This window comes from Microcystis panniformis FACHB-1757 (assembly GCF_001264245.1).
Taxonomy (GTDB): domain Bacteria; phylum Cyanobacteriota; class Cyanobacteriia; order Cyanobacteriales; family Microcystaceae; genus Microcystis; species Microcystis panniformis.
Window position 1 is genome coordinate 316,958 of the sequence record NZ_CP011339.1, and the last position, 22,160, is coordinate 339,117.

Here is a 22,160-nt window from a genome sequence, read left to right on the forward strand (position 1 = left end):
GGACTTTTTCGAGTCGGGGACTATAATTCTCAGTTCTTCTGTCAGGGACGAGAGCTTGAACCGATGGACAGACAAAATTCGAGGGATTGTCGCGATTTGTGCTAGTTTTCTCGGCTAAATTGCTTCTCTTTACTATCTAGATGTCAGAGTGTAGCAATCAGGGCATATTATACGCCGTCAGGCCTTTGGACTTTTGATTATATCAGCAGTATTGTCAGGAATTGTTAACATTTTTGTCCAGCCAAACAAAAAGCCAAGACTGGCAAGGGTGGAACCCCCCGCTCAGAAATCCCCCGTCTCGGCCAGAATAGAGCAAAAGTTTATTTACAAATAAAACAAATTGTGCTAAGGTTGGGGCGTTTGTGGTATATTCCCAGAGTAACTGGCAAAAGATCACTCTTTTGACTCGATTCCCGTGATCAATTCTACCATGCTAGGGGTTTTGTCCCCAATTAATGGAGAGCGATTCTGGTCTTTTGATACTATTCAATGTAATGACAGAATGATTGAGAGTTAAATTTATTCAACTAATAAAAATTGGAAAATCAAACCTATGCAAATGGTGGAAAAATCAAACAAAAAATTAGATAGTTTCCAGAGTGATCCGTCTCTGTCAATTTTAATCAAGACTGAATTGGAAGAAGCTTATAACCTGAAGAAAAACCTACTAACTGAAACAAAATATCTAGAAAAAATCCAAGAGATTTGCCAAGTATGTATCCATGCTTATCGCAACAACCACAAAGTATTAGTCGCCGGTAATGGAGGCAGTGCCGCCGATGCTATCCATTTTGGCGGTGAGCTACACGGCCGATTTCTGAAAGAAAGACAGTCTTTACCAGTTCGCGTCCTCAATAGCGATATCGCCAGTTTAACAGCGATTGCTAACGATTATGGTTACGAATATATTTTTAGCCGCCAGATAGAAGCGGAAGGAAACCCTGGTGATGTGTTTATCGGTATTTCCACTTCGGGAAATTCCGCTAATATCCATCAAGCTCTCAAAGTTTGTCAAGTAAAAGGTCTCACTAGCATCGGTTTAACTGGGGCGAAGGGATTAGCTCTAGAGGAAAAAACCGATTATTGTTTGATGATTCCTAGCACCAGTACCCCGCGCATTCAAGAAGGTCATGGTTTTGTTCTTCATACTATTTGTTTAGCGATCGAAGAAGCGCTCTTTCCTAACTAAAATCTCCTAGCAAAAAATCAACCTAAACAGCATACCCATGATCATCAGAACCAAAGCTCCTTTAAGATTAGGTTTGGGTGGTGGCGGCACCGATGTCGAGCCTTACTGTAGTCTTTATGGGGGTTACGTTCTCAACGCTACTATCGATCTCTATGCCTACTGCACAGTCACGGAAATTACCGACAAACAGGTCATTTTTGTTGCCGCCGATCGAGGAGAACAACAAATAGAAACCCTTCAGTTTCCTCTCCCCTATAATGGTGTTCTCGATCTGCATAAAGCAGTCTATAATCGTTTGATTAAAGACTTTAATCAAGGGCAACCTTTGCCGCTGCAAATCACCACTTTTTCCGATGCGCCGGCTGGTTCGGGATTGGGTTCTTCTTCTACCCTAGCCGTGGCCATAGTTAAAGCCTTTGTGGAACTGTTAAAATTACCCCTAGGCGAGTACGATATCGCCCATTTAGCCTACGAGATCGAACGAATTGACCTAGGCTGGTTAGGGGGCAAGCAAGATCAGTACGCTGCCACTTTTGGCGGTTTTAATTTTATGGAATTTTATGAACAAGATCGAGTCATAGTTAATCCTTTGCGGATTAAAAATTGGGTGATCAATGAATTGGAAGTCTCTCTGATCCTCTACTATACAGGCATTTCTCGCTACTCATCTCAAGTAATTGAGGATCAAATTCAGAATGTCCAAGAAAAAAATGATCAAGCAATCGCTGCTACCCATCAACTCAAAAAAGAGGCAATTCTCTTTAAAGAAGCACTGCTTAAATCAGATTTTATGGGGATAGCAGAAATTCTGAGAACCTCTTGGGAAGCGAAAAAGAAATTATCCAAATTAATTAGTAATCCGCAGATTGATCGCATTTATCAGGTAGCTAGGGAAACCGGGGCCTATTCAGGCAAAATATCGGGGGCTGGTGGCGGTGGTTTTATTATCTTTATGGTCGATCCTACCAAGAAAATCGAAGTAATAAAAGCTTTGAAATTAGAAGGAGGCCAAGTGATTAATTTTCATTTTACTAAATACGGAACCCAAGCATGGACATTATAACAAGCAAAGGCAGCGATGGGGGAGATTATCCCTATAATCCTAAAAATAGTTTTTAAAAGATTGGCAATAATTCAGATTTTTGAGGTGTATCTATGGATGTAATTATTCTGGCGGGTGGGTTAGGAACTAGGTTGCGATCGGTGATCAACAGTTTACCAAAACCTATGGCTCCCGTTGCCGACAGACCTTTTTTAGAATATCTATTAGATTACTTAATCTCTCAAAAAATTACCAACAAATTTTTAGTTTCTGTGGGCTATGAACATCAGAAAATTATCGATCATTTTGGCGATCAATACAAGGAATACGAGCTAAATTATCTGATAGAAGATACACCCTTGGGAACTGGAGGAGCGATCCAGTTGGCACTAAATAAAATTGAAACCGAACAAGCATTAATTGTCAACGGAGATACCCTGTTTAATGTCAATTTATCCGCCTTAATTAATTTACATAATCGAAAGAAATCCCTGATAACTGTTGCTCTGAAGCCACTAACTGACTTTGATCGTTACAATAATGTTATGCTAGACGATGACCAAAAAATTATCGGGTTTGAATCCAAAAAATATCAAGATAAAGGCTATATTAATGGCGGTATATATTGTGTAGGGAAAAACATATTATCTAGCTTTGATCTGCCATCAAAATTTTCTTTTGAGGACGACTTTCTCAAAGTTTATACCGAGAAAATTCCTATGTATGGCTTTATTTCTGACGAATATTTTATTGACATAGGCATCCCCGAAGATTACGAAAAAAGTCAGATTGAATTACCTGAACTTTTTAATTTGCGAAATCGGGTTTAACCTCAGGATTAAAATACGAACCATAAAACTTGGCGACTTTGATCAAATTATGGTCTTGATACCATCTGTGAGCGTTGTCAGCAACTTGCTGAAGTTGAGTCAAATCAAGACTAGACAGATTTTCATCAGCTACTAAATAATGTTTATTATTTTCTACTCCATCCGCTTCAGAAGGGTTATAGTCTGTTAGAACTGGAACCAAACCGTGGGCGGCATAGGCGGCAAAGACAGTGGATTTGCCTAAATCTTTTGGAAAATGGCTATAATCCAGAACCCCCCCCGTGAAGTTAACATCAATTCACTATACTTTGCACGGCTACAACTTGCATTTTTTACTCAAGGACAATAATATAGTTTAAGAGTCATAATTAGAAGCAAAGCACTCATTAAAAACATGATTAACCTAGAATTCACGGAAGAAGAAAAGAACTCACTGTATTATGAAAGATTTCATCATCCCCATCCCCGGGTTCAACTGAAGATGGAAGTTCTCTGGTTAAAAAGCCAAAAGATACCGCACCAAAAAATTTGTCAGTTAGCAGGGATCTCGCCAAATACCTTATTAACCTATCTTCGCGATTATCAAGAAGGCGGAATAGAAAAATTAAAAGAAATCAACTTCTATCGCCCTAAAAGTGAATTAGAGTTTCAAAAAGAAACCCTCAAAAAATACTTCGAGAAAAATCCACCAGCCACAATAAATGAAGCTGTATATAGGATAGAAGAATTGACGGGAATAAAACGAAGTCCTACCCAAGTGAGAAAATTTTTAAAATCAATGGGAATGAAATGTTTAAAAGTAGGTTCTCTTCCTTCTAAAGCTGACCCAGATGAACAAGAGGACTACAAAGAAAAAAAGCTAGAACCCAGACTAAATGAGGCAAAAGAAGGAAAAAGGGCTGTTTTTTTTGTTGATGCCGCTCACTTCGTCATGGGAGCATTTCTCGGTTTTGTTTGGTGTTTTGAGAGACTTTTTGTTAAGTCACCGAGCGGGCGTAAACGCTTCAATGTTTTAGGAGCATTAAATGCAATAACTCATGAAGTTATTCTGGTAACATATGAAACTTATATTACGGCAACTCAAGTCTGTGAACTCCGGTCAAAAATAGCTGCTTTAGGACTAATGATTCCCATCACTCTAGTCTTAGATAATGCCCGCTATCAAAAATGTAAAATTGTTGAAGAATTGGCTCTTTCTTTGTCAATAGAGCTGCTCTATCTGCCGTCTTATTCACCTAATCTAAATTTAATTGAAAGGCTGTGGAAATTGGTCAAAAAGAAATGTTTATATGGTAAATATTATGAGAACTTTTCTGACTTTTCTTCAGCTATTTATGAATGTCTGAATGATGCCCATCTGAAACATAAAAAAGAACTGGATTCCTTGCTGACTCTACGATTTCAGAAGTTTAATAAATCTCAGATTATGAACGTCTAAAGTATAACAACCTGATTAGACTGAAATCCCATAGGGATTATCTCTATTCCTTTGAATTGACCTTCTGTGGTACTCAAATCACAGGGATAACCAACATCATAAATGCGTTCAATGCCTAAAGCTTGACAGGCTTTTAGGAGATTTTTACTGAATTTTGTATAAACTAGGGGACGAGTGTACTTGGAACCGAAAACAATAAGGTATGGTGGGCGATCCTTGAGAGGAAGAATACATTGAGGTTCACCCATAGTAGAAAAATTTGGTAAGCAAATAACTTCGGTTTTTCCAGTTAATCGTGAAACTATATTTTTAATTCTGGAAGTAGTAGTCACGGTTAAATCAGCTAATCTGAAGATTTGATAAGAAGTTAGTAAAAATCTGAAAGCGGGGAAAATTATCCCTTTTCTTGTGTAAGTTGCGTTGAACTCATGGACTAGGATAATTAATTTAAAGTCTCTAGTTTTTGTGAGATTTTGTAATACTCTCAAGAGCCAATCGGGAACATCGTAGTATCTAAAGTTATAATGTAAGAGAACCCCCAAACAATCTGGAGTTATCAATGAAGACAAAACACTGGAAGCATCTATATTCTTGAGAGATTGATAGTCGATCAAGCGGTTTACTATGCCAGTTTCAGAGCTAATTGCTTCAGCTAAAGTAACGTTGAAATCTTCATGACACCTTGGACCAATGTGTATAATTTGTTTTTGATTGACTGGTTCTGTTGTGTCAAACATGGATTCCTTCACTCAAGCAAAATTCTAGATGTTTTTGTAAACACGACACCAACACGGTAAGCGCATCTTAACAATCCTTGGCAAAATGAACTTTATGTGGGTTGCTTACCCAGAGGGCGATTCAAGCATATTTGAGGAGAATTTGCCCCCTCAATGTTTAGGCAACAACCGAGCAAATGGATCGAGTTCTTAACCATTTCAATTGATTGCTATCACTCGAAATGCCTACAAGCCAATCCTATCACAAAATTGCCCAATTGTCAATAGCGTTTGGGATGCGCTCACCCTGCTTCATGTTCCTTCAGCAGCTTTTCTGGAATTTTGCGGATTACGAAGTTGATGGGGGGTTGTTGATAACTCATGGGAAATAAAACCAGATTAGTAAAGTATCGCACGATAATTAGTCATGCTTTCCAGAGACTTTTGATTTTGGTCTTGATGCCATTGTATAACTCCTCGAAGAAAAGATTCCAGAAATAACCATACTGGGGAAATCTTTTGACTAATAAAGCATCGGAAGGAAAAAGGATTCTTAGGCTTTTCATAGAGTAGGGTTTGACTATATATCTTATTTGATTGGGTTCGGGCATCCAATGGCCGATATATATATCTTTTTGAAAAAACTTCGCTTGCAGAAATAATCCTAAAGCTCTATCAAATCCCCAGAGAGGCAACCAAGTTAAAATTTCTCCTATCCTCATGTTGCGGACAAAATCATCTAAGGCTTCTTTCACTAAGGCAGTCTTCCAAATATTATTATTGAAAGGTTCTAGATGACAGCCATGAATATCTTTTCTTTTGCCGTAGGGCCATAAAGCTAGTCTTAACTCGAAAGGATTATCTAGGGGAGCGATAGGAACTTCCACTAAATCTTGGTACTTATCTTGTCTTTTTCTAGAGATATTTAACTGATTGATAGCGGGTAGCTCCGGCCAAGGAGCTTTAATTCTTTCCTCATCGAGATAATCAATTTTCTCCTTATAGAGACGCAAGAGCCAACTTTGGGGAAAATTATCAAAGTAATCTTTCGCTAAGGCAACCACCTGGGGATGCAAGAAATCATCATCATCGAGAGCCAACACATATTGACCGGAAGCATTGAGAAGACCGACGGCCCTCTGGGCTGTTTCTCCCTGATAAAGACTATGAAAAATTTTCACTCTGGGATCTTCTAGGGAAGGGGTAACGGCCCCAGGAGGATAAACCAAAATAAATTCTACTTCCCCTTGAATGGTCAGAAGTTGTTGCAACCAATATTCGGAAAATTTGCCCAGAGTTGGAGTAACGATTGATAGAATTGGTGAGTTGGTCATGATTAGCTGACTATCCCTCTTTTCCTAGTCGATAAAGTACATATTTTTTGGGAACTTCCCTGAGATTGGTAATCACCAGATTCCACATATATCCATACTGAGGAAAACACTTGACTAGGAAAATTTCTGATAAAATACCATAGCGATTTAGTCTTCTATATTCGGGGGATTGTTCTCCATGCGTAACTGTTCTGGAGATGGCATGAGATGACCGATGATTTTTCCTTGGCCCTGCTCGAAAAACTTAGCTTGAAGAAATAAACCCAAAAGACGATCTAAACACCAAAAGGGAATATACTTAAACGGACCCATTAATGGTAACAAACTAACGATATCTTTGCAGGTTGCCTGTACCATTTGAGTGAGCCAGACTTTTTTATCAAAATTTTCAGTATGAGGGCCGTGGTGATCTTTTCTTTCGCGCACAAAGCACATCAAATCTAACTTTCTTTTGTCAAAAGGAACGATGGGAATTTCCTTTAAGTAGCCACTTCGATCTGAGCCATCCTGATTTTTGGAGCTTTTATCCCACACCAGTAGTTCTTCTATCTGGGGCAGCGGTTGCCAGGGAGCAGTCAGTTCTTTTGTTTCTCCATACTGAAATCGCTTAGTACAGAGTCTCATCACCCAGCTATCTGGAAATCGCTGGAAATACTGTAGAACCATGGTCAAGATATCGGGGTGAAGAAACTCATCACAATTAATGGTTAGTGTGTAAGGTGCTGTCGCATTCATCAATCCACTAATTCTTTGAATAATTTCTCCCCGCAAGGGACTGACTATTTGCTGTACCCTGGGGTCGGACGTGGGATACTTAGGCGCTCCTGGTGGATGAACCAAGATAAATTCTACTTCTCCCTTGACCTCGGTCAGCGCATTAAACCAGTGGTCAGCAAATCCTTCTCTAGTCGGAATAACAATTGATAGGCTTGGTGTTGACACCTTGTCCATGATAAAAAAATTTTTCCTCTATTTTCTGATGCCATTGTATCATAGTTCTCCAGCAACAAGGAAAATTTCTGGAAGATCAGAAGGCTGAGAGGTCAAGAGTGGGAATTCAAGAGAAATAAAATCTATATTCAACTTGTTTACCATCCTAAAATCTGATTTCTAGTTTTTTTTATTCTTGAAAAATTAATCATGCCCAAAATCCGAAGCATTGGTAGTCTGATAAGCTTATATAGCAAGCATAAAGGCAAATATTAACTAATATAAAATTGTGCCAAATTTCCCCCACTAAATCAGCATTTCCATGACTACCCTTTTTCCATTCCTCTTTTTCTACTTGACTCAATTGGCTGTAGAAGGGCAATTAATAGACAAATATTATCCTCCAACCACTCACTCTAGCCTTCCTTTCCTAGCGGTGGGCTTATATACTTGCCATGTAAACGTTTTATCTAGGATTTGCTGAAGTTGATGAGCAGGTATTAGTGTCTGTGCTTCACCTTGACGAGAAAGGCTGTAAATAGCAGTTTCCTACTGTCTTTTCACTGATTACTGCTCACTGATTACTGCTCCCTGAAAAAGGCTGACGGCTATAAAACGGGGACAGGCAATTGACGCTCCCGTCGCGCTCATGGGAGGGATTCTTGATTCACCGAGTCCACTTAGACTAAGTACCTTGCGATTCTCAACCCAGAGGTGGTTCTCTCCTCAAGCGTTAACTTTGGGTGCGCCCCACCCTAGTTGTATTTCTACAAAATTTGCTTTAATTGAAGTGTTAGCTTCAAATACTGCTTTGTCTAGTTCCTGCAAAGATTTTACCTACCTACAGGTAGAAACTAGAACATTAGGTAGAACCCCATATCTTTGATTGTCAAGGTGCAGATAGCATAGTGATTAGACTACATGGATTTTTCAAGCGGTTGTTTACCCTAGCCGCTATACTTATATGGTAGCTATTTTTCGTGAGTCCTTCAAGACCTTTAAATGAAAAAAGACTGCCAAGGCTAACGACCCCAAAAGAAGAGCAAGCGCACTTCGGAATACGCAACTAGAATGCCATTAACAATGTCAGAAGTCATTCGAGATTTCGCTCTTGAGACTAGACACTTATTTTTAGCTGTGGTTCGCTGTTCTATACTGGCCTTTGTTTCATCCCATCGGTAAAACCGAGGGTCTTCACCCGACATTGCAAATAAACCTTTTCTACCCCGGGAGAAAAACCTAGCCATTGACGAGATAAACGAGCAAAAGTGTCAGGATCACCGCTAACTGCGAAGTTGGTAGGTAGGGGTGTTTCGGGATTTTTTAGACCTAATAATTCTAGTTCTTTTTCCGCCGCTCGGACAACGGCAGCGGCGGGATCTACCAATCGCACGGAACTAGGTAAAAGACGACGCAAAACCGGGGAAAGATGGCGATAATGGGTACAACCATAGACCAGAGTATCAATATTTTCTGCCAGTAAAGGCTGAAGATATTCCCTAGCCACTTGTGTGGTGTAGGGGTCAAAAATGCGGTTAGCCTCGATCAAAGGGACAAATTCAGGACAGGGAATTTGCCAAACTTGGGCAGTAGGATCGATTTCTTGAATGGCTTGTTTATAGGCATTACTTTTAGCCGTAGCTGGGGTAGAAATAACCCCAATGCGCTTTCCTTGTTTAACGGCAGTTTTGGCACCGGGTAATATTACCCCCAAAATTGGTAAATCTTTAAATTCGGCCTGTACTTCTTCTAAAGCCAAGGCGGAACTGGTATTACAAGCCATAATCACCATTTTCACCCGGCGCTCGCTCATCCAAGTGAGAATTTCCCGGACAAATTCGATAATTTCCCCTTTAGAACGAGTTCCGTAGGGAAGTCTAGCGGTATCAGCGAAATAGAGAATTGATTCTTGGGGCAGTTGTCGATACAACTCCCTTAAAACTGTCAGTCCACCCACACCACTATCAAACACACCAATCGGACTAAGTTGTGATTCTCTCATAGATAATATCGAGGAAAACGCTGATCTAAAATAGCTTTATTTGATGATATTAAAACACGGATTTTTTGATTAGTAAACTAATGCTCCAATCATTTAATCATTAACGGAGATTTCGTTGAATATATTCAATAATCCCCCCTGCGATCGCCGCCGCCATTTGTCGTTGAAAGTTGGCATTGGCTAATTTAGCAGCATCCTCAGCGCCGGTGACGAAACCCACTTCCACGAGGGTAGAGGGCATTTTCGAGGTTCTCAGCACATAGAAACGGGCCCGACGCACCCCCCGATCGCGCATATCGATACTACGGACAATATTGCGATGGATAGTATCCGACAACCTGCGATCGCCGAAGTAATACACCTCTAGGCCATTGACATCCGGTCGTGCTTTACCCATAGAGTTAGCGTGGATACTGACAAATAGATCGGCATCGATCCGGTTAGCCAGATCCGTGCGACCTTGCAGGGTGACAAAAAAATCACTATCTCTGGTGAGACGCACATCGATGCCCTGTTGTTGCAGAATGCGGGTAACTTCTAGGGAAATGGGCAGAATCACGTTTTTTTCCTGAAGGCCACCAATTCCGATCGCCCCCGGATCCTTACCACCATGGCCCGGATCGATCACCACTAGAAAGCGGCTATTGCGTTGTTGGGGGGGATTAGGAGTGGGGTTAGAGGGGCGCGGCGGTGGGTTAAATTGCCCCGTATTGGGGGGTAAAGGAACAGGGATAGTAGTGGAGTCAGGAACCTGAGAAAGGGGGCTAGAATTGCGGGAGGAAAGCAATTCTAGGGCTAGGGTTTGACTGTCCGATTGAGTTAATTGTCCCAGTTGAAAACCCACGGCCGTCTGTACCAAAATCAGCACCTTATTGGCGCTTTCCTGACGTACCCGCAATTGATAGATAGGACTATAGCGGCCGAAGCGCGGACCGCGAAAAGACTCGGCTAACTTAGCATTTTCGATGCGTAGTTCATAGACACCATCCCGGTTAACACTGCCGTTAGCTTTCAGGGGTAAATCCGCGCGAATTAAGAGGCGATCGTTATTGCCCGTCAGATCGATCGAGGAGATCGTGGCCAAACGATTGCTAGAAGGGGGATTATTGGCAGTTTTCGGGGGGGGATTGTTGGGACGAGGATTGGGATTGGTGGCGCTAGTGGGGGGAGGTGAGGAGATATTATCCACGGCACCCAGACCACCCCTAGGCAGTAAAACCAAGCCACCAAAACGACTATAGAGAGCTTGCCAATCGGGACTATCTCTATTAACACTCAGGGAAATCTTAGCTCGTTGATTGGCGGTCTGACTGAATTGAATATCGCCGACCCCATAGCGATTGACGGGGATAGTTTGACCAGTGAGACTGCTGGGTAAAGTGGCACCGGGTAATTCAAATTCGATTTTTTTGCCGTCCCGGCTGCGTTGACTGCGGATCGATCGCTCATCACCATTCTGCTCTAAACGGACAAAAAGACCATTGCGAGTGACCTGAAAATCATCGTTGTTGTCCGTCCGGCTAACTGGAGGTGGGGGAGTGGGACGGGTGGAACCGCGATCGGGGGGAGGTGTGGGGTCAGGGGTAACGGGTGGTTGCGTTTCCTCCCTAATCGGTTGGGGATCTGGCAATTCCACTGTCCATTGGGTGGGCGAAATTCCGCGAATTTTTACCTGTTGAGGATCGACGGTGTAGCCGGGGGCCAATTCAATCACTAAACGGGTAGTTTCCGCATCAAATTGACCAATACGGACACTTCTGACGATATTGCTAATGGGCCGGTTAATATTGGGTTGCCCTAACTTGATCCCGGGCAGATCGATCACGATCCTGGTGGGGTTAGTGATCATTTGCGCTCGCGGTTGCACTCGATTGTCGGTAGTGAACACCAGACGATTCTCATTGGTGTCGAATCGCCAAAAGACGAGCTTGCCAGCCCAAGCAGGGGCTGCCACCAGCAACCAAGTTAATGCGCTTAGGAATAACCAATGAAATCTCACGATCGATGCTCCCGTTGCTCAGTTATCAATTACCTTTTTTCGGTAAAAATGGACTATTTTGTCGATTTTTGGCCATCCATAGCTCCGTTAATGCTCTGAGAATGACTATCAATAAAAACAAGCTTATGGGACGTTGGCATGGTCTGCTATGTTTCTGATCAGTTATCAGTCATCAGTCATCAGTTATCAGTTATCAGTTATCAGTTATCAGTTATCAGTTATCAGTCATCAGTCATCAGTTATCAATGAAAAGACAGTGCTGTTAGTGCCACTTAACACTGCTACTGGTAACTTATACACTGCCACTGGTAACTGCTCACTGCTCACTGCTCACTGATTGAGGGCTGCCGGTGGGTTCTTTAAATACTAACCTTAACAGGGGCGGAGCGATAAAGGTAGTCAAGATCACCATCATAATAATCGCCGCATCGGTAGCGGGGGATAAAGCACCACTAGCAGCACCGACTCCGGCAAAGACTAAACCCACTTCACCCCGGGGAATCATGCCAACTCCGATCGCCAAGCGATTGAGTTTTTCCTTGCTGAAAACGGCCAACCCCGTCACCACTTTACCAAAAATAGCGACGACAATTAGGAAAGCAGCCAAGACTAATCCTTCTCGATTGCTGGGAATAGCGGGATTAAGGACACTTAAATCGGTTTTTGCCCCCACACAGACGAAAAATATCGGTACAAATAAATCGGCGATCGGGAACACTTGTTCTGCCAATTCCGATCGCTTTTCCGTTTCCGCTAGAACCAGGCCTGCGGCAAAGGAACCGAGAATCGCTTCTAATTGGATAACTTGGGCAATATAAGCAAGAATAAAGGCGAAAATCAGGGAAACTAAGAGCAATTGTCCCCTAGTTTTCATGCTATTAACTAATTGAACGTAAAAGGGGCTTAAAAAACGACCGATCAGGATCGCCCCGATTACAAAAGCGCTAGAACTAATAACTAAATAAATTACTTTGCTAATTTGCACTTCTCCAGTCTTCACCAAAGAAGCAACGACAGCGAGGACGATAATACCGAGAATATCATCGAGAACCGCTGCCCCGATGATAATTTGACCTTCTTTCGCCGATAACTGCCCTATTTCTGCTAAAACCTTGGCGGTAATGCCGATACTGGTAGCGGTTAAAGCCGCCCCGGCAAAAATAGCGGGAATGGTGGCCAGATGAAAGATATAGATTAAACCCAAAGTACCCACCAAAAAGGGAACCGCAACCCCTACCACTGCGACAGCAGCTGCCTGTGGACCGACGCGAATTAATTCCTGTAAGTCTGACTCTAAACCAATCTCGAAGAGCAGGATAATTACCCCCAATTCCGAGAGGACGGAAATCACCTCACTGGCAGCACTAAAAACGGCAGGAGATTCCTCCGGGGTGAGGGGAGAAGTGGATTCTAGGAAATGAATGAGGAGAGAATCCTCGAATACCGCCCCACCTTCTGGAAAAACCAGTAATTTTAGGGCAGAAACCCCGATAATCACGCCACCGACTAATTCTCCTAACACGGGGGGCAAGTTGAATCGGACGCATATTTCCCCCCCAGTTTACAGGCGAAATAAATAACGGTCAAACTCAGCAGCACGCAGGCTAAAACTAAGGCACTATCAGCAGTTTCGGCTGTAGCTGCCGAGGCTAACAGGGAAATGTTAAAACTCCAAGCGGAAGAAAGGAAAGGCTGTAGTATCATCGCTCGCTCAAAATTACTCTCAATACTCTAACAAGCTTGCGGCTTATTCAGTTATTCCCGATCAAAGTTCGCCCCTTGTCCCCCAGCAAGGTAGGGCTGGAGGAGATTCAGCTAATCTAAGGATAGGCGGTTAAAATGCGTCTTAGTTTATTAGCATCAAAATCTCTGTTTGGCAATCTAACTACCCACCGGTGCGTGAGTCTGGGTGGGTACTCATGGGGGTTCGTTGAGTTAGCGCATTACTTTAATAATAATAAACGCTGGGGAGATAAAGTAACAGTCCAAGGCAAAGCTTGCTCCTTAATTTCTAACCATTTATCCTTATATAACTCTGCTTGGATATGAAAATCGCGGTCGTGGTTGGAGGGTTGATTAAGTTTCAGATAGAGAGTCACCCGATGGGGTCCTTCAATGGCATTAGCTAACCAACAGAGAAAAGTATTAATATCGCCTAAATCTCGACCAAAAATAATTTGATGAGCGCGAATTCCCGTATAGGCTAAATAGTCGGGAATCCCGGGGACGGTGTGTAATTTAACATCCCAATCAATCGCCTCCAATTGTTGATTATTAATGATTATAGCACGAGAAAAATTCTTACAACCGGTAATCTTGGCCAAACTAACGCTATCTGGTCGCTCAAAAATTTTCTGTTTAGAATTATTAGCAATTGCCCGCCCTTTTTCCATAACTAATAAATTCTCGCATATTCGATAGGCTTCATCCATATTGTGGGTAACAAAAATTGTCACGCCATCGTAATTACTTAAAGTTTTGATCATCTGACGTTCTAATTGAGCGCGTAGATGGGTATCAAGGGCAGAAAAAGGCTCATCTAATAATAAAGCTTCTGGACGACTAGCTAAAGCGCGAGCGATGGCGACCCGTTGTTGTTGTCCCCCCGATAATTGATGAGGATAACGGTTTTCCATGCCAAGTAACTGCACTAATTCCAATTGGTTGGCAATCTGCTGTTTAATAACTTTTTTAGATAAGTTTTTCGAGAGACCAAAAGCGATATTTTCTGCCACGGTGAGATGGGGAAAAAGGGCATAATTCTGCACCACAAAACCGATACGACGCTGACGACTGGGGAGATTAATTCCCTTTTCGGAATCGAAGAGAATGCGCCCATTTAAGACAATACGACCCCTTGAGGGCGTTTCCACACCAGCCAGCGATCGCAAAATCAGGCTTTTTCCCGATCCCGAAGCCCCTAATAGTCCTAGGGGCTGATTTTGGCAGTTAAAAGTTACCGAGAGGTTAAAACCGGGTAAATATTTCTCTATATCGACAAATAAGCCTATTTTATCCCTATAATGCTTATTTTCAGCTGCTAAAAGGGCAAAATCGCGACCCTCCCAGGGTGGCAGCCAGTCCTCCATCTCGTTAGGTTTGCTTTCTCCTGGTCGTCCTAATTGCTGTTTGCGTTGACTTTGCCAGAGATTAACGGCGATAATCCCCGATAGGGAGATTAACATGATAATAAACACCCATATCCAAGCCTCAGTCATCGCTCCTGCTTCCACAGCGAAGAAAATCGCCATCGGGATAGTTTGAGTTTGCCCCGGAATATTACCCGCTAACATCAAAGTGGCCCCAAATTCCCCCAAAGCGCGGGCAAAAGCTAGGGTTAATCCCGCTAATACTCCGGGGAAGGAGAGGGGCAAAAGTAGGCGCCAGAATATTTTCCCTTCCGATGCCCCTAGGGTGCGGGCAACCTGTAGGATGTTGGCATCCACCTGTTCAAAAGCCCCTAGGGTGGTTTTGTACATCAGGGGAAAAGCCACCACCGTCGCGGTGATAATGGCGGCATACCAAGTAAAAACGACGCGAAAGTTAAATAAGTCTAATAACTGTCCTAAGGGTCCGTTTTTGCCGAATAGGAGCAGTAAAATGAAGCCTAGCACCGTCGGGGGCAAGATTAAGGGTGCGACGAAAACTCCCTCGATTAGGGATTTCCACCGTCCGCGATAGCCTAACATCCAATAAGCGGCGGCAATACCGAGAAAAAAGATGATTATCAGGGCAATGGTGGCGGTTTTCAGGGATATCCATAGGGGGGAAAAGTCTGGCATTTTTCAGGGGTCAGGGGTTGGGTTTTGGGGTTTTGGGGTCTTGGGGTCTTGGAGTGTTGGGGTGTTGGAGTGTTGGGGTGTTGGGGTTTTAGTTGAAATTCCCCACTTCCCCACTTCTCCACTTCCCCACTTCTCCACTTCCCCACTTCCCCACTTCTCCACTTCCCCACTTCTCCACTTCCCCTAAATTATCTGGCTATTCCGAAGCCGAATTTTTCAAAAATGTTTTTAGCGGCTGTGCTGGTGAGATATTGGGCGAAAGTCTTGGCAGCTTGCGGGTTTTTACTGGCTTTGATCACAGCTATCGGGTAAATAATCGGAGAATGGAGATTATTGGCAGCCGTAGCCACTACTTTTACTTGGTCGGAAATTTTGGCATCGGTGATGTAAACAATGCCAGCATCGGCGTTACCAGTTTCTACGGCGGCGAGAACATTACGGACAGAGTTGGCCAAGACCAGTTTTGGTTTTATTTGCTCTAAAATGCCGATATTTTTCAAAACTTCTTCGCTGTACTGACCGACGGGAACGCTGCGCGGTTCACCCACGGCAATTCTTTGGACATTACTGTTAGTCAGAGAACGAAAATCACTGATTTTTAGGGTGGAATTCTTGGGAACGATTAAAACTAGGCGATTAGTGAGCAGCTTTCTTCTGGTACTTGTATCGATTAAACCAGCTTTTGCTAAAGCGTCCATTTGCTTAGTGGCAGCCGAGAGGAAAACATCGGCCGGCGCACCTTGTTCGATTTGCCGTTGCAAAGCCCCCGACGCACCGAAGTTATAGTTAACTTTAATGTTGCCATGGGCTTTTTCAAACCCCGGCTTGATTTCTTCTAGGGCCTCTTTGAGACTAGCGGCGGCAGAAACTAGAATTGTCTGGGTTTGCGCGGTGGTGATAGTAGAGGAAAAAAGGTTTATACCCAGAGATAATAAGCAACTAAGGGCAATTGAGCCGATAAAAGCCAGAAAATATCGTCTTTTCATCAAGATTGACAGTAAGCGATCGATATTTATATTTCTATCACAACCAATCCACCGCCCAAAATCTGTATCTAGGGTTTGCGGCAAAAAGTTTTTCGTGGGGTGTGGGGTGTGGGGTGTGGGGATAAGTAGCTGGTTATAATTAAATTGAAGATGGCTCCCGCCTTAATCCCCCCTTAATTTACCCTTAATAAGGGGGGTGTCTGACAATTTTTAACATCTACCCACTTAACATAAATTGACATCCTCGCCGCCCTAAAAGTGCGGCGATTCCTAAACCTCACGATTTAAGTTTCTGCTTCCACCACCGTCGCATACCACAGTTAAAAAACCATGTACTGTCTTACACAGAGTCCACAGACTTTCGCCCCATTTCAGAAGCCGGATTCCGTGTGTCCCACGGTACTTTGACCGCCTATAGCTTCTTGTACTTGTTGCGCACGACTTTTTACCCGGCCAAGCTTTTCTGGTCGGAACCCCCTAAGCCGAGTTTTCAAGGTGCTGCGCCGTCCACTTGGTTTTCGAGACTGGCCTTTTAATTCTAACGTAAAGCCAACCTAGAACGGCGGGGTTTCAGACCCAAAATTTCCGATGACCTCGCGCGTCTGGAAGAAGACGGAAAAATCAGGGCAGAATTTGCTTACTGATAATTTTTCCCGTCTCATCGAGATCATAGACAATTGGAACTCCCGTGATTAACTCCAAACTGGGGACTTCTTCTGGGCTAAGATTTTCTAAGGTCATAATCATTGCCCGCAAGGAATTACCGTGGGCTGCCACCAAGACATTATCACCCTGTCGGATATGGGAGAGAATACGACTCTGAAAAAAGGGTGCAACCCGGGCGACGGTATCCTCTAAACTTTCACCTCCGGGAGGACGGGTAAAATAGGATCTACGCCATTCCTTAACCTGTGCCTCTCCGAATTTAGTGGCAGTTTCGGCTTTATTTAAACCCTGTAAATCACCATAATAGCGTTCGTCGATGGCCTGACTGGGAAAAATCGGAATTTCCTGACTGGGATCACCATCGTACCGATCCCAGCCGTGCCAATCAGGATCATCGCTATCGTGTTTAAAAATAGGGATTTTACCGGCGCGAATTTCATCACACTCAGTCAGACAAATTATTGCCGTTTCCATAGTGCGAATTAGGAGACTGGTAAAACAAACATCGATCGTGATATTGGCTTCTTTCAGTTTACAGGCAGCGATCATCGCTTCCGCACGACCGCGTTCACTTAAGGGAACATCGACCCATCCAGTGAATTTATTGGCCGCATTCCAAAGACTTTGGCCGTGACGAATTAATACAAGTTTTGACATGAGTTTTCTTGGGAAGTGGGGAAGTGGGGAAGTGGGGAAGTGGGGTGTGGGGTGTGGGGTGTGGGGTGTGGGGTGTGGGGTGTGGGGTGTGGGGTGTGGGGAGAATAAATAGAAATAATCTCCTGTCTCCTATCTTCTGTCCCCTGACTCCCGACTCCTAGAACTTACGAAATGGTGTGAATTTTGAGGAAATTGGTGCCTTTAGTTTTCTGCATGGGAATTCCCGCCATAATCAGGATTTTATCGCCCGATTGCGCTAGATTTTTCTGAATTAGAATTGATTCCGTTTGCTTTAACACATCCTCAAAGACGGACACCTGATGATCAAGAAGAATCGGGATCACACCCCAGACTAGATTGAGACGGTGATAGACGCGTTTGTTGGGAGTCATGGCAATCACAGGAACTGAGGGACGTTCCTTAGAAGCCAGTAGCGAAGTGTAGCCAGAGGTGGTAAAAGTAACAATATAACGGAGATCAAGGGTTTGATCGATCGCCACCAAAGCCTCACTGAGAGCGTGAGTTTCATCGGACTGATTGGGGGGAGCATTATCAAACTTCACATCCGCTTCCACATCATGGGCGATTTTGGCCAACATAGCCACCGCTTTGACGGGAAAATCTCCCACTGCTGATTCCCCCGATAACATCACCGCATCGGTTCCATCGATAATTGCATTAGCCACATCACTGGCCTCGGCCCGAGTCGGTCGGGGATTGTGAATCATGCTTTCTAACATCTGGGTGGCAGTGATGACGGGAATAGTTTTCATGTTGCAGAGTTTGATAATGCGTTTTTGCAACATAGGGACTTTTTCGGGACTCAATTCTACCCCCAAATCGCCCCGGGCCACCATAATTCCGTCACATTCCTCGACAATTGACTCTAAATTTTCGATCGCTTGCGGTTTTTCAATTTTAGCCATCACTGGCACATCCCCATGATTTCTCTCGGCTAAAAATGCCTTAATCGCTTTGATATCTTCTCCTTTACGAACAAAACTGAGGGAAACCCAATCAACCCCCTGAGAAAGACCAAATTCTAGGTCTTGTTTGTCTTTTTCGGTCATGGAAGGTAAACGCAAATTGAGACGGGGTAGATTAACTCCCTTGCGACTCTTGAGAATCCCTCCTTCCAACACTTGACATTTTAGGTTTTTTCCGTTAATTTCAACGATTTTTAGCTCTAATAAGCCATCATCAAGGAGAATTTGCTCACCTAACTTGGCTTCCTCGGCCAGATAGGGATAATCGATCGAAACGGTGTTCGCTTCTCCCCGATACTCATCCATGGGGACAAGGGTGAGATAATCGCCGTCGTTGATGGTAATCGAACCATTGGGGAGATTACCAACGCGAATTTTTGGCCCTTGTAAATCTTGCAAGAGAGTGATAGGATTGTCTAATTCTTGAGAAATTTGCCGTAAAAGGCTAACAAATCTCGCATGATCCTCGTAGCTACCGTGGGAAAAGTTTAGCCGCGCTACATTCATCCCCGCACCGATCATTTCCTTGAGGACTTCCGGCGAATTACTGGCAGGGCCGATCGTGGCTACGATCTTAGTTCTATGGGTGATAATTGACATGGAACCCTTACTAATCGATCTTGGGACGATTACATGATATTCACTTTAGGTTAACTAACGGTGAAGCGGAAAACAAATTAAGCTTTTCCACAGAGTTGCAATCGCTCCCGGTCCTCTCCTTAGCAGTCAGGAGTCAGCTATCAGCGGCAACGGTTGAGAGCTTTCACGGTACGATAAACTAATAACCATCTCCGCTCGTTTAGATTTCGTTATGACCAACACATTAGACGATAAAGCCATAGTCAAGGACTATTTTAACGCCACGGGATTCGATCGCTGGCGCCGGATTTATGGGGATGGCGAAGTTAACAAAGTACAAAAAGATATTCGCATCGGTCATCAACAGACGATCGATACTGTTATCGGTTGGTTAGAAAGTGATGACAATTTGCCCGAACTCTCGATCTGTGATGCCGGTTGTGGAGTCGGTAGTCTTAGTATTCCCCTTGCTAAAGCGGGCGCAACTATTTTCGCCAGTGATATTTCTGAGAAAATGGTGACAGAAGCCAAGGAAAGAGCAGCCAAAGAGTTAGCAGATACCGGTAAACTCACCTTTGCCGTTCAAGATTTAGAAGCATTAACCGGCCAATATCACACAGTCATCTGTCTTGATGTTCTCATTCACTATCCCACAGAAGAAGCATTAGGAATGATTAAACACCTGGGATCCCTAGCTCAATCCCGTTTAATCCTCAGTTTTGCTCCTAAAACCTGTTTATTAACCATTCTCAAGAAAATTGGTCAATTTTTCCCAGGTCCGAGTAAAACCACTCGCGCTTATCAACACAAGGAAAAAACTATTATCGCCGCTCTCAACGAAAATGGCTTTAAAATCGAACGGACGAGTATGACTAGCACTCGTTTCTATTTTTCCCGTATCCTCGAAGCTGTCCGCAGTGAATAAATAATGGCAGTCACCACCAGCAAATTAATCGAGTGGAAACAGCAAAAACGCGCGATTGTCACCCTCACAGCTTGGGATTATCCGATCGCGCGACTGCTCGATCGAGCAGGAATTGATATTATCTTGGTAGGTGATTCCTTGGCTATGACCGCTTTGGGCTATCCTACCACTTTACCGATCACCCTCGAGGCGATGATTCACCACGCGGCGGCCGTGTCTCGCGGGGTAAAACAAGCTTTAGTTGTCTGTGATTTGCCTTTTCTCAGCTATCAGGAAAGTGTCAGTCAGGCAATTCACTCGGCGGGAAGGATGTTAAAGGAAGCGGGAGTGCAAGGGGTAAAATTAGAGGGAGGTTATCCCGCTATGATCGAGACTATTAGCCGTTTAACCGAGATAGGCATCCCTGTTATGGGTCATATCGGATTAACTCCCCAGTCGGTGCATCGCTTAGGATACCGTCAGCAGGGAAAAACCCCATCGGATGCACAAAGATTAATCGAGGAAGCTTTAGCCTTGGAGAAAGCGGGAGTATTTGCCCTGGTTTTGGAACATATTCCCGCCAATTTAGCCGCTACTATCACCGATAAATTGACTATCCCGACGATTGGTATCGGTGCGGGGGAAGATTGTGATGGTCAGGTGTTAGTAACGGCGGATATTCTAGGATTAACCGAAAAAGCTCCCCCTTTTGCCAAAGTTTATGCTAATTTAAGCGAGACAATTACAAAAGCAGTTCTGGAATTTGCCAAGGATGTGAGGAGAAATGAATAGCGGCGAAAAAGCCACCTTTGGGGCCGGTTGTTTTTGGAAAACCGAGGACGCATTTCGGCGTTTATCGGGGTTTTAGCGACTTCTGTGGGTTATATGGGGGGACATTTCCCCAATCCTAGTTATCTCGATGTGTTATCGCGAATTACCGGTCATGCGGAAGTGGCACAAATTGCCTATAATCCCCAAGAGATAAGCTACGAGGCGTTATTAGCCGTTTTTTGGTCAATTCACGATCCGACTCAGTTAAATCGCCAAGGACCGGACCGGGGAGAACAATATCGATCGATTATTTTTTATCACACCCCGGAACAAAAGTTAATCGCCACTGCTGGCAAGCGTCAACTACAACTATCGGGAAAGTTTCAGCAAGATATCGTTACTTTGATCGAACCCGCAGGAGATTATTATCTGGCCGATCAGTCCCATCAACAGTATTTGGAGAAAAAACAGGCTCGATCGGTCGCGGATTTCCAGAAGAAAATATAAATACAGGTTCGGGGTATAATGTAAAGTTGCTTTCGCAGGAGATCAGGAAAAATGCCCGAGGCGGTCGGAGTCATTCAAACGTTGGGTTTTCCCCCCGTTTTAGCGGCGGCGGATGCCATGGTTAAAGGGGGACGAGTCACCCTAGTTTATTTTGATCTAGCGGAAAGGGGCGAATTTTTGGTGGCGATTCGCGGTCCGATTTCCGAGGTTAAACCAGCAGTAGAGGCAGGATTAGCGGCGGCGATGACCGCTTTTGGTGGTAATGTGGTCAGTCATTACATCGTACCGAATCCTCCAGAAAATGTACTGGCAGTTTTACCAGTGCAGCATACGCCTAAGTCAGACCGTTTTCGCAGTTAATTTCCCTAGCGATTTACCCCAAACTAGACTATAGTTAAAGACTGGAAAATAGATTGGATTCTATCAATTAAACTTATCTGATTTTTGTTATTAGGAGTTAATTTATGACAGCCCAACCCGCGGTGGGATCGATCGAGACCAAAGGTTTCCCCGGTATTCTAGCGGCCGCCGATGCGATGGTAAAAGCAGGACGGATCACGATTGTTGGTTATTTAAGGGCAGGAAGCGCCCGTTTTACCCTCAATATTCGTGGGGATGTACAGGAGGTAAAAACCGCTATGGCTGCCGGCATTGAAGCCGTCAATAAAACCGAGGGGGCAGCTTTAGAAACCTGGGTAATTATTCCCCGTCCTCACGATAACGTGGTGGCTATTTTACCGATCGATTATAGCGAGGCAGTGGAACCTTTTCGCGCTGCCGCCGACGGTGCGATGGCACCAATCCGTCGTTAATATTCAAGGTCAATTTTTTGTTACTGGTTG

General features: G+C 43.8%; 18 protein-coding genes and 3 pseudogenes. 10 read left to right on the forward strand and 11 right to left on the reverse strand.

Annotation, left to right across the window (positions count from 1 at the left end; all coding sequences use genetic code 11):
* Window positions 1–553: 553 nt before the first annotated feature.
* The 3 genes from VL20_RS01610 to VL20_RS01620 all read left to right on the forward strand — a co-directional run bounded on the left by VL20_RS01610 (window position 554) and on the right by VL20_RS01620 (window position 3,061).
* On the forward strand, window positions 554–1,189 hold the full coding sequence (locus VL20_RS01610) for a D-sedoheptulose-7-phosphate isomerase (protein ID WP_002788412.1): 636 nt from the start codon (window positions 554–556) through the stop codon (window positions 1,187–1,189).
* A gap of 37 nt (window positions 1,190–1,226) precedes the next feature.
* A complete protein-coding gene (locus VL20_RS01615) occupies window positions 1,227–2,252 on the forward strand; it encodes a GHMP family kinase ATP-binding protein (protein ID WP_002768766.1) in 1,026 nt (341 codons plus the stop codon).
* Window positions 2,253–2,344: 92 nt separating this feature from the next.
* Window positions 2,345–3,061, forward strand: coding sequence for a nucleotidyltransferase family protein (locus VL20_RS01620; RefSeq protein WP_052275404.1), 717 nt, complete (start codon window positions 2,345–2,347; stop codon window positions 3,059–3,061).
* Here the strand turns inward: VL20_RS01620 and VL20_RS30935 are convergent.
* Entirely contained in the window at window positions 3,039–3,263 is a 225-nt protein-coding gene (locus VL20_RS30935) for a hypothetical protein (protein WP_052275405.1), read from the reverse strand. The two genes, VL20_RS01620 and VL20_RS30935, sit on opposite strands and share 23 nt — an antisense overlap.
* Before the next feature lie 192 nt (window positions 3,264–3,455).
* Between VL20_RS30935 and VL20_RS01630 the strand changes: the two genes are divergently transcribed.
* Complete coding sequence (locus VL20_RS01630) at window positions 3,456–4,499, forward strand: IS630 family transposase (RefSeq protein ID WP_052275234.1); 1,044 nt, start codon at window positions 3,456–3,458, stop codon at window positions 4,497–4,499.
* On the opposite strand, the gene VL20_RS01635 is transcribed toward VL20_RS01630, so the two are convergent.
* The 5 genes and pseudogenes from VL20_RS01635 to VL20_RS01655 all read right to left on the reverse strand — a co-directional run bounded on the left by VL20_RS01635 (window position 4,496) and on the right by VL20_RS01655 (window position 11,480).
* Window positions 4,496–5,236 carry a hypothetical protein gene (locus tag VL20_RS01635; protein ID WP_052275406.1) on the reverse strand — a complete coding sequence of 247 codons (741 nt, stop codon included), beginning with the start codon at window positions 5,234–5,236 and terminating at the stop codon, window positions 4,496–4,498. The two genes, VL20_RS01630 and VL20_RS01635, sit on opposite strands and share 4 nt — an antisense overlap.
* Window positions 5,237–5,640: 404 nt before the next feature.
* A complete protein-coding gene (locus tag VL20_RS01640) occupies window positions 5,641–6,549 on the reverse strand; it encodes a glycosyltransferase family protein (RefSeq protein ID WP_002788401.1) in 909 nt (302 codons plus the stop codon).
* 10 nt (window positions 6,550–6,559) lie between these two features.
* Window positions 6,560–7,500 (reverse strand): annotated as a pseudogene (locus VL20_RS01645) (glycosyltransferase).
* A 1,129-nt stretch (window positions 7,501–8,629) separates the two neighbouring features.
* The gene (gene murI, locus VL20_RS01650; RefSeq protein ID WP_002788398.1) at window positions 8,630–9,481 is read right to left on the reverse strand and encodes a glutamate racemase; all 852 of its coding nucleotides are present in this window, start codon (window positions 9,479–9,481) and stop codon (window positions 8,630–8,632) included.
* A gap of 100 nt (window positions 9,482–9,581) precedes the next feature.
* The gene (locus VL20_RS01655; protein ID WP_052275407.1) at window positions 9,582–11,480 is read right to left on the reverse strand and encodes an N-acetylmuramoyl-L-alanine amidase; all 1,899 of its coding nucleotides are present in this window, start codon (window positions 11,478–11,480) and stop codon (window positions 9,582–9,584) included.
* Between the two features lie 133 nt (window positions 11,481–11,613).
* On the opposite strand from VL20_RS01655, the gene VL20_RS26895 reads away from it, so the two are divergent.
* The gene (locus VL20_RS26895) at window positions 11,614–11,817 is read left to right on the forward strand and encodes a hypothetical protein (RefSeq protein ID WP_284525976.1); all 204 of its coding nucleotides are present in this window, start codon (window positions 11,614–11,616) and stop codon (window positions 11,815–11,817) included.
* Here the strand turns inward: VL20_RS26895 and VL20_RS01660 are convergent.
* From VL20_RS01660 to pyk, 5 genes and pseudogenes are all read right to left on the reverse strand, one after another.
* Window positions 11,797–13,184, reverse strand: a pseudogene (locus VL20_RS01660) (cation:proton antiporter). The gene VL20_RS26895 and the pseudogene VL20_RS01660 sit on opposite strands and share 21 nt — an antisense overlap.
* 239 nt (window positions 13,185–13,423) lie before the next feature.
* The gene (gene modB, locus VL20_RS01665) at window positions 13,424–15,262 is read right to left on the reverse strand and encodes a molybdate ABC transporter permease subunit (protein WP_052275408.1); all 1,839 of its coding nucleotides are present in this window, start codon (window positions 15,260–15,262) and stop codon (window positions 13,424–13,426) included.
* A 188-nt stretch (window positions 15,263–15,450) separates the two neighbouring features.
* Entirely contained in the window at window positions 15,451–16,248 is a 798-nt protein-coding gene (gene modA, locus VL20_RS01675) for a molybdate ABC transporter substrate-binding protein (protein ID WP_052275410.1), read from the reverse strand.
* 621 nt (window positions 16,249–16,869) lie between these two features.
* Window positions 16,870–17,571 (reverse strand): 2,3-bisphosphoglycerate-dependent phosphoglycerate mutase, encoded by a 702-nt coding sequence (locus tag VL20_RS01680; RefSeq protein ID WP_002772325.1) that lies wholly within the window; start codon window positions 17,569–17,571, stop codon window positions 16,870–16,872.
* A 164-nt stretch (window positions 17,572–17,735) separates the two neighbouring features.
* Window positions 17,736–19,157: a pyruvate kinase gene (gene pyk / locus VL20_RS01685; protein WP_052275411.1), complete on the reverse strand. Its 1,422-nt coding sequence runs from the start codon at window positions 19,155–19,157 to the stop codon at window positions 17,736–17,738.
* A gap of 211 nt (window positions 19,158–19,368) precedes the next feature.
* On the opposite strand from pyk, the gene bchM reads away from it, so the two are divergent.
* The 5 genes and pseudogenes from bchM (at window position 19,369) to VL20_RS01710 (ending at window position 22,130) form a co-directional block, all read left to right on the forward strand.
* Window positions 19,369–20,061, forward strand: a complete 693-nt coding sequence (gene bchM / locus VL20_RS01690; protein ID WP_052275412.1) for a magnesium protoporphyrin IX methyltransferase — start codon at window positions 19,369–19,371, stop codon at window positions 20,059–20,061.
* A 3-nt stretch (window positions 20,062–20,064) separates the two neighbouring features.
* Window positions 20,065–20,832, forward strand: a complete 768-nt coding sequence (panB, locus tag VL20_RS01695) for a 3-methyl-2-oxobutanoate hydroxymethyltransferase (protein WP_052275413.1) — start codon at window positions 20,065–20,067, stop codon at window positions 20,830–20,832.
* Window positions 20,825–21,318, forward strand: a pseudogene (msrA, locus tag VL20_RS01700) (peptide-methionine (S)-S-oxide reductase MsrA). The gene panB and the pseudogene msrA overlap by 8 nt, the downstream one beginning before the upstream one ends.
* Before the next feature lie 51 nt (window positions 21,319–21,369).
* Entirely contained in the window at window positions 21,370–21,678 is a 309-nt protein-coding gene (locus VL20_RS01705) for a carbon dioxide-concentrating mechanism protein CcmK (RefSeq protein WP_002732196.1), read from the forward strand.
* Between the two features lie 104 nt (window positions 21,679–21,782).
* On the forward strand, window positions 21,783–22,130 hold the full coding sequence (locus VL20_RS01710) for a carbon dioxide-concentrating mechanism protein CcmK (RefSeq protein ID WP_002733188.1): 348 nt from the start codon (window positions 21,783–21,785) through the stop codon (window positions 22,128–22,130).
* Window positions 22,131–22,160: the final 30 nt, after the last annotated feature.

Excerpts from the sequence above, each read along its gene's own strand:
- VL20_RS01610 (WP_002788412.1), top strand. The coding sequence starts at position 554 with ATGCAAATGGTGGAAAAATCAAACAAAAAATTAGATAGTTTCCAGAGT.
- VL20_RS01615 (WP_002768766.1), top strand. The coding sequence starts at position 1,227 with ATGATCATCAGAACCAAAGCTCCTTTAAGATTAGGTTTGGGTGGTGGC.
- VL20_RS01620 (WP_052275404.1), top strand. The coding sequence starts at position 2,345 with ATGGATGTAATTATTCTGGCGGGTGGGTTAGGAACTAGGTTGCGATCG.
- VL20_RS01630 (WP_052275234.1), top strand. The coding sequence starts at position 3,456 with ATGATTAACCTAGAATTCACGGAAGAAGAAAAGAACTCACTGTATTAT.
- VL20_RS01635 (WP_052275406.1), bottom strand. The coding sequence starts at position 5,236 with ATGTTTGACACAACAGAACCAGTCAATCAAAAACAAATTATACACATT.
- VL20_RS01640 (WP_002788401.1), bottom strand. The coding sequence starts at position 6,549 with ATGACCAACTCACCAATTCTATCAATCGTTACTCCAACTCTGGGCAAA.
- murI (WP_002788398.1), bottom strand. The coding sequence starts at position 9,481 with ATGAGAGAATCACAACTTAGTCCGATTGGTGTGTTTGATAGTGGTGTG.
- modB (WP_052275408.1), bottom strand. The coding sequence starts at position 15,262 with ATGCCAGACTTTTCCCCCCTATGGATATCCCTGAAAACCGCCACCATT.
- modA (WP_052275410.1), bottom strand. The coding sequence starts at position 16,248 with ATGAAAAGACGATATTTTCTGGCTTTTATCGGCTCAATTGCCCTTAGT.
- VL20_RS01680 (WP_002772325.1), bottom strand. The coding sequence starts at position 17,571 with ATGTCAAAACTTGTATTAATTCGTCACGGCCAAAGTCTTTGGAATGCG.
- pyk (WP_052275411.1), bottom strand. The coding sequence starts at position 19,157 with ATGTCAATTATCACCCATAGAACTAAGATCGTAGCCACGATCGGCCCT.
- bchM (WP_052275412.1), top strand. The coding sequence starts at position 19,369 with ATGACCAACACATTAGACGATAAAGCCATAGTCAAGGACTATTTTAAC.
- panB (WP_052275413.1), top strand. The coding sequence starts at position 20,065 with ATGGCAGTCACCACCAGCAAATTAATCGAGTGGAAACAGCAAAAACGC.
- VL20_RS01705 (WP_002732196.1), top strand. The coding sequence starts at position 21,370 with ATGCCCGAGGCGGTCGGAGTCATTCAAACGTTGGGTTTTCCCCCCGTT.
- VL20_RS01710 (WP_002733188.1), top strand. The coding sequence starts at position 21,783 with ATGACAGCCCAACCCGCGGTGGGATCGATCGAGACCAAAGGTTTCCCC.